Below are 16,186 nucleotides of genomic sequence, written 5' to 3' on the forward strand. Positions count from 1 at the left end.
CCGCCCCGTCCCGTCCCGTCCCGTCCCGTCCCAGGAGGACCGATGCCGTCCCGCTCCGCCCGCACCACCGGGATCGTCCTCGCCGCCCTCGGACTCGTCGCCGTCGTCCTCGCGATCGTGCTGCTCGTCCGGCCCGCCGGCGGGGGAGCGCCCGGCGCAGCCACGGCGTCCGCGGGCCCGTCCTCGGCGCCGTCCGGGACCGCTCCGGCGACGTCCGCCGCTCCCGGCTCCGCGGAGGCGGCCGACGGCGCCGCCGCCCCCGCACCGACGGTCTCCGCCGCTCCGTCCGGCACCGAGCCGGGCACCGGATCCGACGCTCCTCCCGCGATCGTCTCCTTCGCCTCCACCCCCGCCTCCGTCGACTGCGAGGGCGACCGCACCGCATCCGTCCCGCTCGCCCTGTCGTGGGAGACGAGCGGAGGCGCCACCGCCCGCCTGGCCGTTGGCACCACCGACGCGAGCGCGGGCGAGCCCGTCGACCTCGCGGCGTCCGGCTCCGCCGCCGTCACCGCCGACTGCCGCGACTCCGAGACCCTGATCACCCTCGCCGTCCTCGCTCCCGACGGCACCACCGCTCAGCGCACCCTCGTCGTCCCCGCCTCCTGAACCGCTCCGCCCGCGCGGAGGCGGTCCCGGAGGCGTCGAGCGGCCCCGGCACGGCAGAATGGGACACGATGACCTCCACACCCCCTCCGCTCGGCCTGCTCCTCGACGTCGACGGGCCCATCGCGAGCCCCGTCACGCGCACGATCTCGATCCCCGAGATCGCCGACGACCTCGTCACCCTGGCCAACGCCGGCATCCCGATCGTGTTCAACACGGGCCGCTCCGACGCGTTCCTGCGCGAGCGGGTCCTGCCCGCGCTCCTCGAGCGCGGCGTCTCGGCCGAGGCCCGCATCGTCTGCGTCTGCGAGAAGGGCGCCGTCTGGTTCACCGTCGACTACCGCGGCACCTCGGAGCCGATCGTCGACGAGTCGCTCGCGATCCCCGAGCCGGTGGCCCGCGACCTCGAGCGGATGATCCGCTCCGACTACGACGACCTGGTCTTCTTCGACGAGACCAAGCGCGCCATGGTCTCGGCCGAGCAGCTGGTCGACCTGCCGAGCGAGGACTACCTCGAGCGCCAGCTCGTCTTCGACGCCGACGCCCTGCAGATCATGACCGCCGCGGGCCTGGGAGTCGAGCGCCGCGGCATCCGGTACCCGAACGAGGAGGGGACGGTCGACTTCCGCATCGACCCGACCGTCATCTCGACCGACATCGAGTCGAACCGGCTCGGCAAGGACCTCGGCGCCCAGCGCGCCGTGGAGCTGCTCGGAGCGACCGGCGCGATCCCGCAGCGCTGGCGCACGGTCGGCGACTCCCGGAGCGACTACGCGATGGCCGACTGGCTGTTCGAGCACGCCTACGACGTCGCCCACGTCGACGTGCGGCCCGCAGAGGGCGTGCCCGAGAAGCCCTACCCGGTCCTCGTCGTCGACGGAGCCGTGAACGACGCGGCCGGCGCCGCCGTGCTCCGCCGCTGGACGGAGCTCGTCGCCGACGAGACGACGCCCGAGGTCGGCGGCGCGATCTCGCTCCATGCCCGGAGCTGATCCGCAACCCTCGTCCCTCGTCGCTCAGGCCCGTTAGCGTTCGAGCATGAGAATCGCAGTCACCGGTGGATCCGGCAAGCTCGGCCGCCACGTCGTCACCCGCCTCCGCGCCTCCGGGCACGAGGTCTTCAATCTGGACCGTGCGGGGGACCGCGGCGCGGGCTTCGTCCGCATCGACATCGCCGACTACGGCCAGGTCGTGGACGCGCTGCAGTCGGTGAACGACCAGTACGAGGGCATCGACGCGCTCGTGCACCTCGCCGCGATCCCCGCGCCGGGCCTCGTGCCCGACGTCGCCACGTTCCACAACAACATGATCGCGACGTTCAACGCGTTCCACGGAGCGATCCGTGCCGGCATCCGCAACGTCGTCTACGCCTCCAGCGAGACCGTGCTGGGCCTGCCCTTCGACGTCCCGCCGCCCTACATCCCGGTCGACGAGCAGTACCCGGCGCGCCCGGAGTCGGTCTACTCGCTCACCAAGCACCTCGAGGAGCAGATGGCGATCGAGCTGTGCCGCTGGCACCCGGACCTGAAGATCACGGGCCTGCGCTTCTCGAACGTCATGGACGAGGCCGACTACGCCGAGTTCCCGTCGTTCGACTCCGACGCGCTGCTGCGCAAGTGGAACCTCTGGGGCTACATCGACGGACGCGACGGAGCGCAGGCGGTCGAGAAGGCGCTGCTCGCCGAGACGACCGGGTTCGACCGCTTCATCATCGCCGCGGCCGACACCGTGATGACGCGCCCCAACGCCGAGCTGGTGGCCGAGGTGTTCCCCGGCGTCGAGCTGCGCGGCGACCTCGGGACAACCGGCACCCTGCTCTCGATCGACCACGCCCGCGAGGTCCTCGGCTACGCCCCCGAGCACTCCTGGCGCGACTCGCAGCAGGGCTGACCCGCGGGCCCGGCGCATCGGGATCCGCGCTGTTCGTCGGTGGGGTGGATCCCGATGCGCGGGCTGCGCCCGCTCCTCGATCAGCAGGGGTGCGGTCGGCCCGTGACCGTGCCGGTCGAGGAGCGGCAGCGCGGCGTCTCGAGACCCGCCCTGTTCGTGCGCGGCTCGGCTCGCCGCCCCACGCACGAGCGCGCCCGGTCCGCAGGACGACTGCAGGCCGGGCGCGCTCCGTGGAGCCGAGGATCAGCTCGGGATGTAGTTGAAGGTGTCGGGGTCGGGGCCGGTGCGGTGGCCGCGGTCGAGCGCCGTGATGTCGGTCATCGCCTCGTCGTCGAGCTCGAAGTCGAAGAGGGCGAAGTTCTCCTCCACGCGCTTGCGGGTGACCGACTTCGGGAAGACGATGTCGCCGCGCTGGATGTGCCAGCGGAGCACGACCTGCGCCGGGCTGCGGTCGACGTTGCGCGCGATGCGGGTGATGGTGTCGTCGTCGAGGACGAGGCCCTGCGCGATCGGCGACCAGGCCTCGGTCGCGATGCCGTGCTCGGTGCCGTAGGCGCGGAGCTCCTGCTGCACGAGGTAGGGGTGCACCTCGATCTGGTTCACGGCCGGGACGATGGTCGCCTCGGCGCGGAGCCGGTTGAGGTGGTTGGTCTGGAAGTTGGAGACGCCGATCGCCTTCGCCTTGCCGCTGCGGTAGATCTCCTCCATCGCCTTCCAGGTCTCCAGGTAGTCGCCCACGTTCGGGAGCGGCCAGTGGATGAGGAAGAGGTCGACGTAGTCGAACTGCAGCTCGCCGAGGGTGACGTCGATCGCGGCGAGAGCGTCCTCGCGGGCGTGGAAGCCGTTGTTGAGCTTGCTGGTCACGAAGACCTCGGAGCGGTCGAGGCCGGAGGCGCGGACGGCCTCGCCGACGCCCGCCTCGTTGCCGTACATCTCGGCGGTGTCGATGTGGCGGTAGCCGACCTCGAGGGCCGCCAGGGTCGCGTCCTTGGTCTCGGCCGGGTCGATCTGGAACACGCCGAAGCCCAGCTGCGGGATCTCCACGCCGTTGTTCAGGGTGATCGTGGGGACCGTTGCGGTGTCGTCGCTCATGAGCGAGTACGTCCTTTCGTCGGGGCGAGGGCGCAGTGGAGCCGCGCCGTCGTGCCTCCAGTCCATCGCCTGCGGCTCTCAGCATCAACCCCTTGCGCGCTCGGCGGACATCCAGCTTCCCCGCGGAGGAGGAGTCGGATCCCCTGAGCAGAGGTGCGCCCGCTCCGGGAACGCCGAAGGCCCCCGGCACGGATGCCGGCGGCCTTCGGGGAGCGCGACTTACGCGCGGGACTTGCGGCCGACGATCGCGCCGTAGATGAGGAGGACGACGATCGCACCGACGACGGAGACGATGATGCTCACGATGTTGATGCCGTTGACGGCGTCCTGGATGCCGAACAGCGTGCTGAGGAAGCCGCCGAGCAGCGCGCCCACGATGCCGAGGACGATCGTGATGATCCATCCGCCGCCCTGCTTGCCCGGGAGGATGAGCTTGGCGAGCGCCCCGGCGATGAGGCCGAGGATGATCCAGCTGATGATGCCCATGATGTTTCTCCTTCAGTTCGTGCTCGATCGGCCGTTCCGATGCGAGCGGAGACACCGGCGGGCCGGTGTCCGGTGAGTCGTGGAAGCGGGGGTCAGCGGAGGCGGCGCTGCACCTTGTCGCGGGCCTTGCTCGCGATGGCGGTGAGATGCTTGGCCTCGCGCTTGGAGGTCTTCTTGAGCTTCTTGCGGGTCTTCTTCGTGGCCGGGTCGTTCCACACGCCGAGTGCGAGGTGGCGCAGCTCTTCGTAGCGGCCACGGCCGGCGCGGGAGCCGAACACGTAGGCGGTGAAGGCGACCAGTGCCAGCAGGACGAGGCGGGGATTCATGCGGTGACCCTTCCATCGGAGAGCACCGGGTCGTGCTCGACACCCATTTGACTCTCCTGCGCAATCCGTGACAAACCGCGGCCCGACCATTGACAGGGACCCCTCGCATCGTGTTCCGCGTGCGCGTGTACCCGATTCAGCCGCAGGCCGGAGACGTCTCGGACGGGAAGCGAGCGTGGAGGTAGTGGCCGTAGCCGCCCTCGACCCGGTTGTCGCGGCGGCCGGAGGTGACCACCTCGCCGCGGTCCGTCGCTCCGACCCGGGCGCCGCTCGCGCGCAGCCGCTCGACGAGCAGGACGTCCTCGTGCAGCGGCTCCCGGCCGAAGCCGCCCGCCGCGAGGTATGCGCTCGCGCGGACGCCGAGGTTCGCGCCGTGGATGCTGCCGATCGACTCCTCCCGCGCGCGGACGTCTCGCCAGCGCGAGTAGGCACCGGGGGAGAGGTCGGCCGGGTCGGGCCGGACCGTGCCGAGCAGCGCGTCGTGCCGTCGGGAGTGCTCGACGTGGGCGGCCAGCCAGTCGCGGGGGACCACGGTGTCGGCGTCGGTGTTGGCGATCCACACCTGCTCGAGCGGAGCAGCGACGGAGGAGAGGGCGTGCGCGATCCCGGCGGAGCGGGCGGCGCCGACTCCGCAGCGGGCGAGCTCCAGCACCTCGGCGCCGGCGGCACGGGCCCGCTCGACGGTCGCGTCGGAGCAGCCGTCCGCGGCGACCACGAGGCGCATCCCGATTCCGGGCGCCCGATGGGCGAGGTGGGTCGCGCTCGCCCGGACGGAGGCGATCAGGCCGCCGATCCGCTCCTCCTCGTCGAGGGCCGGGACGACGACCAGCACCTGCGCGAGCCGGCTCACACCAGCCCCGTCCGGCGGGCGACCGAGCGGGAGTCGCGGGCGTGGACCTCGAGCAGGACGTCCTCCTCCTCGTGGCGGGCGAGGCGGTGCAGGCCCAGCTCCGCCACGGCGGACTGCACGGCGTCGCCGCCCAGAGCGAGCCCCTCGATCGGATGCCGCCAGTGCACGGTGACGAGCTCCCCCGCGGGGGCGAGGGCGTCGCGGATGGTGCGCAGCACGCCGGGGAGGGCGTCGCCGAGGTAGTAGCCGACCTCCGAGAGCACGACCAGGTCGAACGGACCCTCCGGCACGCCGCGGGTGATGTCGTGGTGCTCGACCCGCACGTGCTCGAGCGGAGCGAGGCGGCGGGCGGCGCGCTCGACGGCGGCGCTCGACACGTCGATCGCCAGCAGGCGGTCGGCCCGGTCGGCCAGCGCCTCGGCCAGCACGCCGATCGAGGCGCCGATCTCCAGCACGGAGCCGTAGCGCTGCTCCGGCAGGCTCGCGAGGGTCAGGGCGCGCTTGCGCTGCTCGTACCAGCGGCTCGTGTACCCCCACGGGTCCTCGTGGCGGGCGTACAGCTCGTCGAAGTAGCTCATGCGATCCTCACCAGCCGGTCGTCCCCGGTGAAGGTGCGCAGGAAGAGCGGATGGAGCACCGGACCGGTCCCGTCGGGCCCGGGGCGGGTCTGGCTGGGATAGCGGGAGCGGGCACGGCGGGTGCGCTCGAGCAGCTCGTCGTCGAGCGGCAGGCGCACGAGGTCGCCCCACGGCACCTCGGGGTCCTCCGGGACCGCCCAGTGCCACAGCCAGATCGGCGCGGCGAGCAGCGGCTGCCCGAGCTCGCGCGCGACCTCCGCGCAGATCTCGCCGACCACGCGGTGGTCCCGGTGCCCGTCCCCGGTCCAGGTGGAGAGGAGCAGGACGGTCCCGGGGGCGCCGGCCGCCCGCTCGCGCACCTCGCGTGCGATGCGCTCGTGGTGCTCCGGGGTCGCCGAGTCCGGCACGTCGAGGAAGGCGAGACCGATGCCGGGGCCGAGCTCAACCAGGGCGTCCGAGGCCTCCCGCCGGCGCTCGGCGGCGAGGTCGGCGTTCCGCTCCCCGTGGGCCGCGGCTCCGTCGGTCACGACGACGACGTCGACCGCGATCCCGCGCCGACGCGCGAGCGCGATGGTGCCGCCGCAGCCGAGGGTCTCGTCATCGGCGTGCGCGACGACGACCAGGACGCGCCGGATCCCGTCGGGCAGGGTCAGCTCCGGGAGGCGGTCGCGGCGGCCGTCCGCGGTCCAGCGCTCGAGAGGAGTGCCTTCGAGGCGCCCGTCGAAGGGCCGGCTCACCAGGAGGCCGCCTCGCCCGAGGCGAGCACGGCGCGGCCGAGAGCGGCGTCGTCGCGCTCGGCGTGGTGCTGGCGGACGTAGAGCGCGAGGTCGGCGACGCGCTTGGCGTGCTCGGCGTCGAGGGCGAGCGGAGCCGGGCCGAGCGCGCGGCCGGCGCGGAGCAGGATCTCCTCGACCGCTCCGGCGACGCTCGCCCGCACGCGCTTGGCGAGCAGCGAGCCGCGGGGGCCGTCGGCCTCGCCCGCGTCGACCGCCGCGGCGGCCTCGTCCAGCGCCCGGCGCGACGCGGAGAGCGCCGTGTCGATCGCTCCGAGGTGGGCCAGGAGGTGCGGGTCCTCGCGTCGGGCGGCCGTCGCCGCGACGGCCGCCGCGACTCCGAGGGCTCCGCCGTGCCAGCAGGCGGCGACGCCGATGCCGCCCCAGGCGAAGCCGGGCCGCGAGAGGTACCAGCCGGCGTCGCCCACGGGGACGGCGCGGGTGCCGGAGAAGCGGACCGGTCCGCTGGGCACCTCCGTCAGGCCCCGCGCGTGCCAGGCGTCCTGCTCCGGCGTCGCCGTCCCGTCGCGCAGCGCCACGGCGAAGAGGCGGCGCTCGCCGGAGGCGTCCCCGACGTGGGCGGTGACGAGGGCGGCGTCGAGGCGGTCGGCCAGCGAGCACCAGGGCTTCACTCCGTCGAGCAGCCAGTCGCCGTCGCTCTCGCGGGCGACCAGAGGATCCCCGCCGCCCTCGGCCGCGAAGACCCCCCAGGCGGCGTCGGCGGCGACTCCGAGTCCGGACGGGTCGAGCTCCGCCTCGCCGAGGATCGCGAGAGCGTCGAGGTGCGGCTCCACCGCTCGCGCGACGCCGAGGTCGTGCCGAGCCAGGCGCTCGAGGAGACCGTGCAGCTCGGCGGTGCGACCGGTGCCGGGCCGGGGCGCGTCGGCGCTCAGACCGCGCGCGAAGCCGAGCGCGCCGTCGACGTCGTGGGGGAGGAGAGAGGAGGAGTGCTGGTCCATCGCCTCCGAAACTACGCAGTCGAGCGGGCGGCGTCCGGCGATTGTCCCCGAACGGACGGGGTGCTAGGCGTCAGATGTCGAGGTCGTTGATCCTGTGCAGGAGAGAGGCGAAGAGCTCGACGTCGGCGAGCGCCCAGCTGCGCAGCTCCTCGTGCATCAGCGCCTGGTTCGAGCTGCGGATCTCGCGCAGCCGCGCGGCGGTCGCCGGAGTCACCGAGAGGATCGTGGCGCGGCCGTCCTGCGGGTCGGGGGTGCGCTCGAGGAAGCCGAGGCGGTCGAGCGCCGTGATCTGGCGGCTGAGCGCCGACTTGTCCATCTCGAGGAGCTCGGCCAGCACGCCCGAGTGCACGGGTCCGCGGCGCTCGAGCGCCGAGATCGTCTTGTAGCCCAGCGGCGTCAGCTCCGGGTGGAGACCCTCGGCGTAGGAGCGCATCGCCGCCCGCACGCGGTTGAAGAGGGTGCTGAGCTCGCCCTCCACCGAGGCGATCGCGGAGTCGACGTCGCGGGCGGAGTCGGGGGTCGGGCCGGTCATGCCTCCAGCATCCCGCGCGAGGGCCCTCCTCCTCGACTTGCGCCCGCGCGCCGCGATGACGTACGCTTCCCGAAGCCAAAGACCGCCGGTTTCCGGTGTGCGCACGAGCAGGGCCCCGGCCCCGCGGATCGCCACCGGACGAAGGATTCGCGAAGCGAATTGCCCGCGCAGGTGCACGAGTTCAGTTCCGCCTCACCGCGATCCCGAAGCTCCGCGCCCCTGTGCCGGAGCTTTTTTCTTTGCCTGCCTTCGGGCTACCGGCACGAGAATTCACAGGAGTAGCCATGGCGAACAAGGAAGCCTCGGTTGCCGAACTCACGGAGAAGTTCCAGAGCTCGACGGCCGTTCTGCTGACCGAGTACCGCGGTCTCACTGTTGCTCAGCTCAAGACGCTGCGCAAGGACATCAGTGAGCACGCAACCTACGCCGTGGTGAAGAACACGCTGACCAAGATCGCGGCGAACAACGCCGGTATCTCGTCCTTCGACGACGAGCTCGCTGGCCCCTCGGCCATCGCGTTCGTGCACGGCGACCCTGTCGCCGTCGCGAAGTCGCTGCGTGCCTTCGCCAAGGCAAACCCTCTCCTCGTGGTCAAGGGCGGTTACTTCGACGGTAACCCGCTGACCGCAGAAGAGGTGGGCAAGCTCGCCGACCTCGAGTCCCGCGAAGTTCTGCTCGGCAAGCTCGCCGGCGCCTTCAAGGCCTCGCTGTTCGGCGCCGCATATCTGTTCAACGCTCCGCTCTCGAAGGCCGTTCGCACGGTCGAGGCGCTGCGCGAGAAGCAGGAGTCCGCGAGCTGACGTCTTCCCCTTCCGGGAAGCAGTGCGCGCGCGGTTCGTAGACAAAGAAAAACAAGGAGAAAAATCATGGCAAAGCTCACGCAGGACGAGCTCATCGAGGCCTTCAAGGAGCTCACGCTCATCGAGCTCTCGGAGTTCGTCAAGAAGTTCGAAGAGGTCTTCGAGGTCACCGCTGCGGCGCCCGTCGCCGCCGCCGGTGTGGCCGGCCCGGCCGCCCCCGCCGAAGAGGTCGAGGAGCAGACCGAGTTCGACGTCGTGCTCGAGGCCGCCGGCGAGAAGAAGATCCAGGTCATCAAGGAGGTGCGCGCCCTCACCAGCCTCGGCCTCGGTGAGGCGAAGGCGCTCGTCGACGGTGCCCCCAAGGCGGTCCTCGAGGCCGTCAACAAGGAGACCGCCGAGAAGGCCAAGGCTCAGCTCGAGGGCGCCGGCGCGACCGTCACCGTCAAGTAATCCCCCTCACCCGTCGCGGGTGCCGGCTCCGGCCGGTCGCTCGTCAGGGTGACGCAGGCACGCCTGCAGACGCAGGGCGTCGTCTCCTCGGAGGCGGCGCCCTTCGTCGTTCCCGGCCGTTGGAGGCGCGCGCCCCTAGGATCGGAGCGTGACTGCTCACGATCTGCTCGCCGGGCTCCCCGCCCGCGACGTCCCGCCCAGCGAGGTCTCGCTCAGCGAGCTCCTGAGCGACTTCGTCTCGGTGACGCACCGGATCACCCGCCTCGCCGCCCAGGCGACCGGCAACCAGGAGTCGCAGGCCGTCTGGCGCACGCTCTCGGTGCTCCTCTCGATGGGCCCGATGCGCCTGGGGGAGCTCGCCTCCCAGAGCCGCGTCTCGCAGCCCACGATGACCAAGATCGTGAAGAACCTCGTCGAGACCGGCTGGCTCGACCGGATCGCCGATCCCCTCGACGCGCGCGCCTGGCAGATCCGCCTGGCTCCCGCCGGCGCGGACGCGCTGAACGCCTGGCGGACCGACCTCGGCGACGCGCTGACGCCGATCTTCGCCGATCTCACCCCCGAGGACCGCCGCGTCCTCGAGCGCGCCGTCGAGATCATGCACGAGCGCCTCGTCGTCGGCCCGCGGGACTGACCCCTCCCGCGCGGTTCCGCCGCGCGGCACACTGGTCGCGTGCAGATGCGACTCGAGCTCGTCCCCCTCCCCGTCGGCGACGTCGACCGCGCGGTCGCCTTCTACACGGAGGTGATGGGCTTCCACCTCGACCACGACGTGCGGCCCTCCGCCGCGATGCGCGTGGTCCAGCTCACCCCGCCCGGCTCGGCCTGCTCGATCGTGGTCGGCAGTGGGATGGGCCCCGGTCCGGAGGAGGGCGTCGTCCGCTCCCTCCACCTCGTCGTCGACGACATCGCCGCCGCTCGCGCGGAGCTCGTCGGCCGCTCGCTCGAGATCAGCGAGGTCCAGGACCTGGGCGGCGTGCAGTACGCGTACTTCGCCGATCCGGACGGCAACACCTGGGCGCTCCAGGAGATCGGGAGCAGGACGCCCCCGGAGTGAGTCAGTCCTCGGGCCAGCGGACCCGGGCGTCGACGTCGGGGTGCTTGCGCAGCCAGGCCGCGACGAAGGGGCAGCGCGGGACGACCGTGCCGCCCGCCTCCGTGATCGCGGTGACCGCGGCCCGCGAGAGGATGCTCCCGAGGCCGTGGCCCTCCCACGCGTCGTCGACGACGGTATGGGTGAGCGTCACCTCGTCGCCCTGACGGGTGTACGCGGCGAAGCCGGCCGGGGTGCCGCCGACCTCGATCACGAAGCGGGACCGCTCGGGGACGTCGCGGACGGTGGGGGTGTCGGAGTCGCTCATGCTCCGATTCTCGCCCCCCGCGGCGCCGAGGTGCTGGTGCGGATCACCAGCGAGGCGGGGATCAGCGTGTGGCGGGCCGGGGGAGGGGGCTCGCCGCGACCGAGGGCGGCCAGCGCGTCCAGCACCAGCGCGACTGCGAGCTCGCCCTGCTGGCGCGGGTCCTGGCGGATCGAGCTGAGACCGAAGAGCTCGGCGAGGGGGTGGTCGTCGATCCCGATGACGGAGACGTCCTCGGGCACCGAGAGGCCGAGCTCGCGCGCCGCGAGGATGATCCCGATCGCGATCTCATCGGAGGCGGCGAAGATCGCCGTCGGCCGGGTCCGCGGGTCGCCGAGGACCTGCCGTCCGGCGCTGTGCCCGCCGGGGATGTCGAAGGTGGTGGGCACGATGTCCTGCGCGCCCGGCTCGAGGCCGGCGGCCGCGAGCGCCTGGCGGAAGCCGTCGCGGCGCTGCGTGTGGACGTGGAAGTCCATCTCCTCCTCCGCGAGCCCGCCGATGTGGACGACCCGCTCGTGGCCGAGGGAGAGCAGGTGCTCCGTGGCGAGGCGGGAGGCGGCGACGTCGTCGATGCTGAAGGTGGGGATGCCGGGGAGCTCGCCGCCGATGCCGACGATGGGCTTGCCCAGGGCGAGGAGCGCCTCCGTCTCGTGCGGCGAGATCTCGAGCGTGACGGCGACGATCGCGTCGACGCGCTTGCGGACGAGGTAGTACTCGAACACGCTCCGGCGGGCGTCGAGGTGCTTGTCGATGTTGTAGAGGAGCAGGTCGTAGCCGGCGGCGAGCAGGGCGCGCTCGATGCCCTCGATGATCCCGGCGAAGAACCACTGGTTGATGATCGGGATGATCACGGCGATGTTGTTGCTGCGGCCGGTGACGAGGCTGGAGGCGTTGGCGGAGACGACGTAGCCCAGGCTCGTCGCGGCGCGCTCGACGCGCTGCTTCGTCCCCGCGGAGACGTAGCCCCGGCCGCTGAGCGCGCGCGAGACCGTCGCCTTCGACACTCCTGCGAGCTCGGCCACCTCTTCGATGCCTGGCACGGCGTTCCTCCCGACCGTCCGGCCTCGATGCTGGAAACGGTTCCAGGAAGTTATACCCCGCCCGGCGGCCGGGCGTCGCGCCGAGATCGATCTCCGCTCGGCCCCGGCCCGGCGATCGCTGTTCTGACGCCGAATCGTTATCTCAGAGAGCGCTCTATCATCGGCGTTGTGCTTTCATCGTTCTTGTGGAAAGGTTTCCCTCCGTGGGAGCCCACCCACACGAATCCGGTGATCCGCTCGGAGTTCCTCCTGGCATCGCCATCACCAGCATCCGAGTCGTCGCGGCACACGCTTCGAGCCGCCACAGCCTCCCGATCCCGATCGGCCAGGAGCGGCCTGCTCGGCTGGTTCCACCACTCAATGAGGAGGAAGAATGCGGTCATCCCTGCACCGCCGTATCACCGTCCCGGTCGCCGTTCTGGCAGCGGCCGGCATCGCACTCGCGGGCTGCTCCAGCAGCAGTGACCCCAACGACCCGAACGCCGGCGGCGGCAGCTCGGCCGGCACGGTCGGCACCGCCGACGGCGTCGTCAACGTCTACGGCACCATCAACGGCGACGAGGCCACCCTTCTCGAGCAGTCCTGGGCGGACTGGGAGAAGGAGAGCGGCATCGAGATCAAGTACACGGGCGACAAGGAGTTCGAGAAGCAGATCGGCATCAAGGTCCAGGGTGGCGACACCCCCGACCTCGCGATCTTCCCGCAGCCGGGTCTGCTCGCCGACACCGTCGCCTCCGGCAAGGTGCAGGAGCTCCCCGAGGGCGCCCTCGCCAACGTCAAACAGAACTGGTCCGAGGACTGGCAGAAGTACGGCCAGGTCGACGGCACCCAGTACGGCGCGCCGCTGATGGCGTCCGTCAAGGGCTACATCTGGTACTCCCCGGCCAAGTTCAAGGAGTGGGGCGTCTCCGTTCCCACGACGTGGGACGAGATGGAGGCGCTCGGCAAGACGATCGCCGAGAAGACCGGCGGACCGTCCTGGTGCGCGGGCTTCAACTCCGGTGAGGCCTCCGGCTGGCCCGGAACCGACTGGATCGAGGACGCCGTCCTCCGCGAGGCCGGCCCCGACGTCTACGACTCCTGGGTCGCGGGCGACACCCCCTTCACCGACCCGGCCATCAAGTCCGCGTTCGACTCCGTCGGATCGATCCTCCTCGACCCGACCCTCGTCAACGCCGGCTACGGCGACGTGAAGTCGATCAACTCCACCGCCTTCGGCGACGTCGCCCAGAACATGGCGAACGGCACCTGCGCGCTGACCCACCAGGCCTCGTTCTTCGAGGGCTTCCTGACCTCGGCCGGCGCCAACGTGGCCGAGGACGGCGACGTGTGGGCCTTCCTCACCCCGCCGGTCAAGGCCGACGACGCCCAGGCCGTCACCGGTGGTGGCGAGATGGTCGCCGCGTTCTCGAACGACGAGGACACCGCGAAGGTCCAGGAGTACCTGGCCAGCGCCGACTGGGCCAACAGCCGCGTCTCCCTCGGCGGCGTCATCTCCGCGAACACCGGTCTCGACCCGGCCAACGCGGGCAGCGACGTCCTGAAGGACTCCATCGCGATCCTCCAGAACCCGGACACCACGTTCCGCTTCGACGCGTCCGACCTCATGCCGAAGGCAGTGGGCTCGGACAGCTTCTTCAAGGGCATGGTCGACTGGATCGACGGCACGAGCACCGACCAGGCGCTCGAGGAGATCCAGGCCGGCTACACCTCCTAGCAGCGGAGCAGAGCCGCCGCTCCCGAGTGGCGGCTCAGCTGTGACGGCCCGGCCCCCGAATCCACGGATCCCGGGGCCGGGCCCCTCCTGAGTCCAGAGTCGCACTCGAAAGGGCGTCCATGTCCCCCATCACCATCTCGGGGTTCTTCCAATGGCTGGCGGGAATCCCGCCGCTCGCGCAGATCCCGCTCATCCTCCTGGCCTTCGCGGCCGTGGTGGCGCTCATCCTCTTCTTCGTCGAGATCGCGCCCCGCCGCGGCACCGGCTACACGGTCCTCCGGCTCGCGGTGACGGTCGTCCTGCCGGTCGTCCTCCTGCTGGTCTTCGGCCTCTACAACTCCGTCCTCTGGGTCGCGGTGGTGGCCGCCGTCATCGGCGGCGCGCTGTTCCTGCTCGACTTCCGATCCCGCAAAGGCGCGGGCTACGGACTCCAGCTCATCGCGTTCATGGCACCGGCCGCCTTCTTCATCCTCATCGGCCTGATCTACCCGACGATCACGACGGCCATCAACGCGTTCATGAAGAACGACGGCTCCGGATTCGCCGGCATCGACAACTTCGTCTGGGTCTTCACCAGCCCCGACGGCATCACCGCCTTCCTCAACACGGTGGTCTGGGTGCTCCTGGCCCCGATCACGGCGACCGCGATCGGTCTCGCCTACGCGGTCTTCATCGACAAGAGCCGCGGCGAGAAGTTCTTCAAGCTGCTGGTCTTCATGCCGATGGCGATCTCGTTCGTCGGCGCGTCGATCATCTTCAAGTTCTTCTACGACGTGCGCCAGGGCGAGCAGATCGGCCTCCTCAACGGCATCCTCACCGCCTTCGGCGCCCCGCCGGTCGACTGGCTGGGACTCGAGCCGTGGAACACGCTGTTCCTCGTCGTCGTCCTCATCTGGACCCAGGCCGGATTCGCCATGACGGTGCTCTCCGCCGCCATCAAGGGCGTCCCCTCCGAGCAGCTCGAAGCGGCCTCGCTCGACGGAACCAGCGCGTGGCAGTCCTTCTGGAACGTCACCGTCCCCGGCATCCGCTCCTCGATCGTGGTCGTCCTCACGACGATCTCGATCGCGTCGCTGAAGGTCTTCGACATCGTCTCGGCGATGACCGGTGGCCGCTCCGACACCACGGTCCTCGCGTTCGAGATGGTCCGCCAGTTCCAGCTCGGCGCCCGCAGCGGCTACAGCGCGGCCCTCGCGGTCATCCTGTTCCTGCTCGTGCTCCCGATCGTCGTCTACAACGCCCGCCAGCTCGCCAAGCAGAGGGAGATCCGATGAGCGTCACGCCCACTCCGATCCAGGTTCCGGTCGACCGCAGCACCGAGCGCGCGCTCGCCCGCGGCGAGTCCAGGATCGAGGCGGCCAGCGGCAAGGTCAAGAAGGCGACGACATCGCGCGGCGCCACTCTCGCCGCGCTGATCATCGCCGTCATCTGGACCGTCCCCACCCTCGGCCTGTTCATCTCGTCGTTCCGCCCCGCGAACGACATCAAGACGACCGGCTGGTGGACGATCTTCGCCAACCCCGGCTTCACCCTCGACAACTACGCGAACGCGCTCAACTCGGGCGACAGCCTGACCCTGGGCAAGGCGTTCGTGAACTCGCTGGTCATCACGCTGCCGGCGGCGCTGATCCCGATCACGATCGCCAGCCTCGCCGCCTACGCGTTCGCCTGGATCGACTTCAAGGGCCGCAACACGCTCTTCGTCCTCGTGTTCTCGCTCCAGATCGTTCCCATTCAGATGGCGCTCGTGCCGCTGCTGCAGCTGTTCTCGGACGGCCTGCGCATCGGAGGGCTCTACATCCTCCCCGGCCTCGGGGTGAACGGGTTGGACGGCTCCTACGCGAAGGTGTGGATCGCGCACACGATCTTCGCGCTCCCGCTCGCGATCTTCATGCTCCACAACTTCATCTCCGAGATCCCCGGCGAGGTCATCGAAGCGGCACGAGTGGACGGCGCCGGACACGGCCAGATCTTCTTCCGCATCGTGCTCCCGCTCTCGGTCCCCGCCATCGCCTCCTTCGGCATCTTCCAGTTCCTCTGGGTCTGGAACGACCTGCTGGTCGCGACGGTCTTCACCTCCGGACAAGGGCTGCCGATCACGAAGGCGCTGCAGGACCTCACCGGCTCCTACGGCCAATCGTGGGAGCTGCTCACGGCCGGCGCGTTCATCTCGATCATCGTGCCGCTCATCGTGTTCTTCTCCCTCCAGAGGTTCTTCGTCCGCGGCCTCCTCGCCGGCGCCACCAAGGGCTGACGACCCGCGGGGGTGCCGTGGGCGGCGTTGTCGTCGTCGGCGGTAGCTCCGCTACAGCTCTCCTCCTCCGCCTTGCCCACGACACCCCCGCGGGCCGTCAGCACTGCTCGTCGGGGGGATGGGGGGCACGAACGAAGGCCCGGGTCCTGCTGCGCAGGACCCGGGCCTTCGTCGTGCGGTGGCGCCGGGGGCGGCCACCAGGGGAGCACGGCGCCGGGGGCGGCCGACTGAGGCACGGCGCCGGGGGCGGGCGACGGGGAGCGGCGCCTGCGGCGGCCGTCTCGGGCCGGGGGCGGCTAGCGGCGGAGCGGCGTATCGAGACCCGCGGACCGCATGGTGGTCGAGTAGCGGTGGAGCGGGGTGTCGAGACCGGGCACCGGAGAGGTACCCGGCACGGGCATCGGGTGCGGGACGGCGCGTCGGCGCGGCGCGGGCTTGCACGACTTCGCCGTGGGCGGAAGGCGGGGGACGGAGCGCG

At 71.2% G+C, this 16,186-nt stretch carries 20 protein-coding genes; 10 read left to right on the forward strand and 10 right to left on the reverse strand.

What is annotated here, in order from left to right:
- Positions 1 to 42: 42 nt before the first annotated feature.
- The 3 genes from C5C54_RS16665 (at position 43) to C5C54_RS16675 (ending at position 2,493) form a co-directional block, all read left to right on the forward strand.
- The gene (locus C5C54_RS16665; RefSeq protein ID WP_104224326.1) at positions 43 to 606 is read left to right on the forward strand and encodes a hypothetical protein; all 564 of its coding nucleotides are present in this window, start codon (positions 43 to 45) and stop codon (positions 604 to 606) included.
- A gap of 68 nt (positions 607 to 674) precedes the next feature.
- Positions 675 to 1,595: a hypothetical protein gene (locus C5C54_RS16670; RefSeq protein ID WP_104234599.1), complete on the forward strand. Its 921-nt coding sequence runs from the start codon at positions 675 to 677 to the stop codon at positions 1,593 to 1,595.
- Between the two features lie 46 nt (positions 1,596 to 1,641).
- Complete coding sequence (locus C5C54_RS16675) at positions 1,642 to 2,493, forward strand: NAD(P)-dependent oxidoreductase (RefSeq protein ID WP_104227477.1); 852 nt, start codon at positions 1,642 to 1,644, stop codon at positions 2,491 to 2,493.
- A 243-nt stretch (positions 2,494 to 2,736) separates the two neighbouring features.
- Here C5C54_RS16675 and C5C54_RS16680 read toward each other — a convergent pair whose 3' ends face one another.
- The 8 genes from C5C54_RS16680 to C5C54_RS16715 all read right to left on the reverse strand — a co-directional run bounded on the left by C5C54_RS16680 (position 2,737) and on the right by C5C54_RS16715 (position 8,089).
- Positions 2,737 to 3,585 (reverse strand): aldo/keto reductase, encoded by an 849-nt coding sequence (locus C5C54_RS16680; protein WP_104248244.1) that lies wholly within the window; start codon positions 3,583 to 3,585, stop codon positions 2,737 to 2,739.
- A gap of 219 nt (positions 3,586 to 3,804) precedes the next feature.
- On the reverse strand, positions 3,805 to 4,071 hold the full coding sequence (locus C5C54_RS16685) for a GlsB/YeaQ/YmgE family stress response membrane protein (protein WP_104224330.1): 267 nt from the start codon (positions 4,069 to 4,071) through the stop codon (positions 3,805 to 3,807).
- A 92-nt stretch (positions 4,072 to 4,163) separates the two neighbouring features.
- Positions 4,164 to 4,397: a hypothetical protein gene (locus C5C54_RS16690; RefSeq protein ID WP_104262979.1), complete on the reverse strand. Its 234-nt coding sequence runs from the start codon at positions 4,395 to 4,397 to the stop codon at positions 4,164 to 4,166.
- Between the two features lie 136 nt (positions 4,398 to 4,533).
- The gene (locus C5C54_RS16695) at positions 4,534 to 5,247 is read right to left on the reverse strand and encodes a glycosyltransferase family 2 protein (RefSeq protein ID WP_104234597.1); all 714 of its coding nucleotides are present in this window, start codon (positions 5,245 to 5,247) and stop codon (positions 4,534 to 4,536) included.
- Positions 5,244 to 5,825 carry a class I SAM-dependent methyltransferase gene (locus C5C54_RS16700; RefSeq protein ID WP_104269754.1) on the reverse strand — a complete coding sequence of 194 codons (582 nt, stop codon included), beginning with the start codon at positions 5,823 to 5,825 and terminating at the stop codon, positions 5,244 to 5,246. The genes C5C54_RS16695 and C5C54_RS16700 overlap by 4 nt, the downstream gene beginning before the upstream one ends.
- Complete coding sequence (locus C5C54_RS16705) at positions 5,822 to 6,562, reverse strand: PIG-L deacetylase family protein (RefSeq protein WP_181127923.1); 741 nt, start codon at positions 6,560 to 6,562, stop codon at positions 5,822 to 5,824. Before C5C54_RS16705 ends, C5C54_RS16700 begins: the two co-directional genes overlap by 4 nt.
- Positions 6,559 to 7,557: an acyl-CoA dehydrogenase gene (locus C5C54_RS16710; RefSeq protein WP_219812222.1), complete on the reverse strand. Its 999-nt coding sequence runs from the start codon at positions 7,555 to 7,557 to the stop codon at positions 6,559 to 6,561. The genes C5C54_RS16705 and C5C54_RS16710 overlap by 4 nt, the downstream gene beginning before the upstream one ends.
- A gap of 70 nt (positions 7,558 to 7,627) precedes the next feature.
- Positions 7,628 to 8,089 (reverse strand): MarR family winged helix-turn-helix transcriptional regulator, encoded by a 462-nt coding sequence (locus tag C5C54_RS16715; protein ID WP_104288830.1) that lies wholly within the window; start codon positions 8,087 to 8,089, stop codon positions 7,628 to 7,630.
- Positions 8,090 to 8,373: 284 nt separating this feature from the next.
- Here C5C54_RS16715 and rplJ point away from each other — a divergent pair, with 284 nt between their 5' ends.
- From rplJ to C5C54_RS16735, 4 genes are all read left to right on the forward strand, one after another.
- Positions 8,374 to 8,889, forward strand: a complete 516-nt coding sequence (rplJ, locus tag C5C54_RS16720) for a 50S ribosomal protein L10 (protein ID WP_055791018.1) — start codon at positions 8,374 to 8,376, stop codon at positions 8,887 to 8,889.
- Between the two features lie 66 nt (positions 8,890 to 8,955).
- Positions 8,956 to 9,339, forward strand: a complete 384-nt coding sequence (gene rplL, locus C5C54_RS16725; RefSeq protein WP_104224335.1) for a 50S ribosomal protein L7/L12 — start codon at positions 8,956 to 8,958, stop codon at positions 9,337 to 9,339.
- Positions 9,340 to 9,487: 148 nt separating this feature from the next.
- Complete coding sequence (locus tag C5C54_RS16730) at positions 9,488 to 9,973, forward strand: MarR family winged helix-turn-helix transcriptional regulator (protein ID WP_244229591.1); 486 nt, start codon at positions 9,488 to 9,490, stop codon at positions 9,971 to 9,973.
- A gap of 39 nt (positions 9,974 to 10,012) precedes the next feature.
- Complete coding sequence (locus C5C54_RS16735) at positions 10,013 to 10,396, forward strand: VOC family protein (RefSeq protein WP_181027271.1); 384 nt, start codon at positions 10,013 to 10,015, stop codon at positions 10,394 to 10,396.
- Position 10,397: 1 nt separating this feature from the next.
- Here C5C54_RS16735 and C5C54_RS16740 read toward each other — a convergent pair whose 3' ends face one another.
- Both C5C54_RS16740 and C5C54_RS16745 read right to left on the reverse strand, forming a co-directional pair.
- A complete protein-coding gene (locus tag C5C54_RS16740) occupies positions 10,398 to 10,700 on the reverse strand; it encodes a GNAT family N-acetyltransferase (protein ID WP_104273430.1) in 303 nt (100 codons plus the stop codon).
- Positions 10,697 to 11,737: a LacI family DNA-binding transcriptional regulator gene (locus tag C5C54_RS16745; RefSeq protein WP_104224337.1), complete on the reverse strand. Its 1,041-nt coding sequence runs from the start codon at positions 11,735 to 11,737 to the stop codon at positions 10,697 to 10,699. Before C5C54_RS16745 ends, C5C54_RS16740 begins: the two co-directional genes overlap by 4 nt.
- 373 nt (positions 11,738 to 12,110) lie before the next feature.
- Between C5C54_RS16745 and C5C54_RS16750 the strand changes: the two genes are divergently transcribed.
- From C5C54_RS16750 to C5C54_RS16760, 3 genes are all read left to right on the forward strand, one after another.
- The gene (locus tag C5C54_RS16750) at positions 12,111 to 13,454 is read left to right on the forward strand and encodes an ABC transporter substrate-binding protein (protein WP_104227181.1); all 1,344 of its coding nucleotides are present in this window, start codon (positions 12,111 to 12,113) and stop codon (positions 13,452 to 13,454) included.
- Between the two features lie 119 nt (positions 13,455 to 13,573).
- Positions 13,574 to 14,728 (forward strand): carbohydrate ABC transporter permease, encoded by a 1,155-nt coding sequence (locus C5C54_RS16755; protein ID WP_181027270.1) that lies wholly within the window; start codon positions 13,574 to 13,576, stop codon positions 14,726 to 14,728.
- Complete coding sequence (locus C5C54_RS16760) at positions 14,725 to 15,708, forward strand: carbohydrate ABC transporter permease (protein ID WP_104224339.1); 984 nt, start codon at positions 14,725 to 14,727, stop codon at positions 15,706 to 15,708. The genes C5C54_RS16755 and C5C54_RS16760 overlap by 4 nt, the downstream gene beginning before the upstream one ends.
- The last annotated feature ends 478 nt before the right edge of the window (positions 15,709 to 16,186 follow it).

The organism is Rathayibacter sp. AY1F2 (assembly GCF_002930885.1).
Taxonomy (GTDB): domain Bacteria; phylum Actinomycetota; class Actinomycetes; order Actinomycetales; family Microbacteriaceae; genus Rathayibacter.

What these genes read in the sequence shown, in the direction of transcription:
- C5C54_RS16665 (WP_104224326.1), top strand. Translation starts at nt 43, where the DNA reads ATGCCGTCCCGCTCCGCCCGCACCACCGGGATCGTCCTCGCCGCCCTC.
- C5C54_RS16670 (WP_104234599.1), top strand. Translation starts at nt 675, where the DNA reads ATGACCTCCACACCCCCTCCGCTCGGCCTGCTCCTCGACGTCGACGGG.
- C5C54_RS16675 (WP_104227477.1), top strand. Translation starts at nt 1,642, where the DNA reads ATGAGAATCGCAGTCACCGGTGGATCCGGCAAGCTCGGCCGCCACGTC.
- C5C54_RS16680 (WP_104248244.1), bottom strand. Translation starts at nt 3,585, where the DNA reads ATGAGCGACGACACCGCAACGGTCCCCACGATCACCCTGAACAACGGC.
- C5C54_RS16685 (WP_104224330.1), bottom strand. Translation starts at nt 4,071, where the DNA reads ATGGGCATCATCAGCTGGATCATCCTCGGCCTCATCGCCGGGGCGCTC.
- C5C54_RS16690 (WP_104262979.1), bottom strand. Translation starts at nt 4,397, where the DNA reads ATGAATCCCCGCCTCGTCCTGCTGGCACTGGTCGCCTTCACCGCCTAC.
- C5C54_RS16700 (WP_104269754.1), bottom strand. Translation starts at nt 5,825, where the DNA reads ATGAGCTACTTCGACGAGCTGTACGCCCGCCACGAGGACCCGTGGGGG.
- C5C54_RS16710 (WP_219812222.1), bottom strand. Translation starts at nt 7,557, where the DNA reads ATGGACCAGCACTCCTCCTCTCTCCTCCCCCACGACGTCGACGGCGCG.
- C5C54_RS16715 (WP_104288830.1), bottom strand. Translation starts at nt 8,089, where the DNA reads ATGACCGGCCCGACCCCCGACTCCGCCCGCGACGTCGACTCCGCGATC.
- rplJ (WP_055791018.1), top strand. Translation starts at nt 8,374, where the DNA reads ATGGCGAACAAGGAAGCCTCGGTTGCCGAACTCACGGAGAAGTTCCAG.
- rplL (WP_104224335.1), top strand. Translation starts at nt 8,956, where the DNA reads ATGGCAAAGCTCACGCAGGACGAGCTCATCGAGGCCTTCAAGGAGCTC.
- C5C54_RS16740 (WP_104273430.1), bottom strand. Translation starts at nt 10,700, where the DNA reads ATGAGCGACTCCGACACCCCCACCGTCCGCGACGTCCCCGAGCGGTCC.
- C5C54_RS16750 (WP_104227181.1), top strand. Translation starts at nt 12,111, where the DNA reads ATGCGGTCATCCCTGCACCGCCGTATCACCGTCCCGGTCGCCGTTCTG.
- C5C54_RS16755 (WP_181027270.1), top strand. Translation starts at nt 13,574, where the DNA reads ATGTCCCCCATCACCATCTCGGGGTTCTTCCAATGGCTGGCGGGAATC.
- C5C54_RS16760 (WP_104224339.1), top strand. Translation starts at nt 14,725, where the DNA reads ATGAGCGTCACGCCCACTCCGATCCAGGTTCCGGTCGACCGCAGCACC.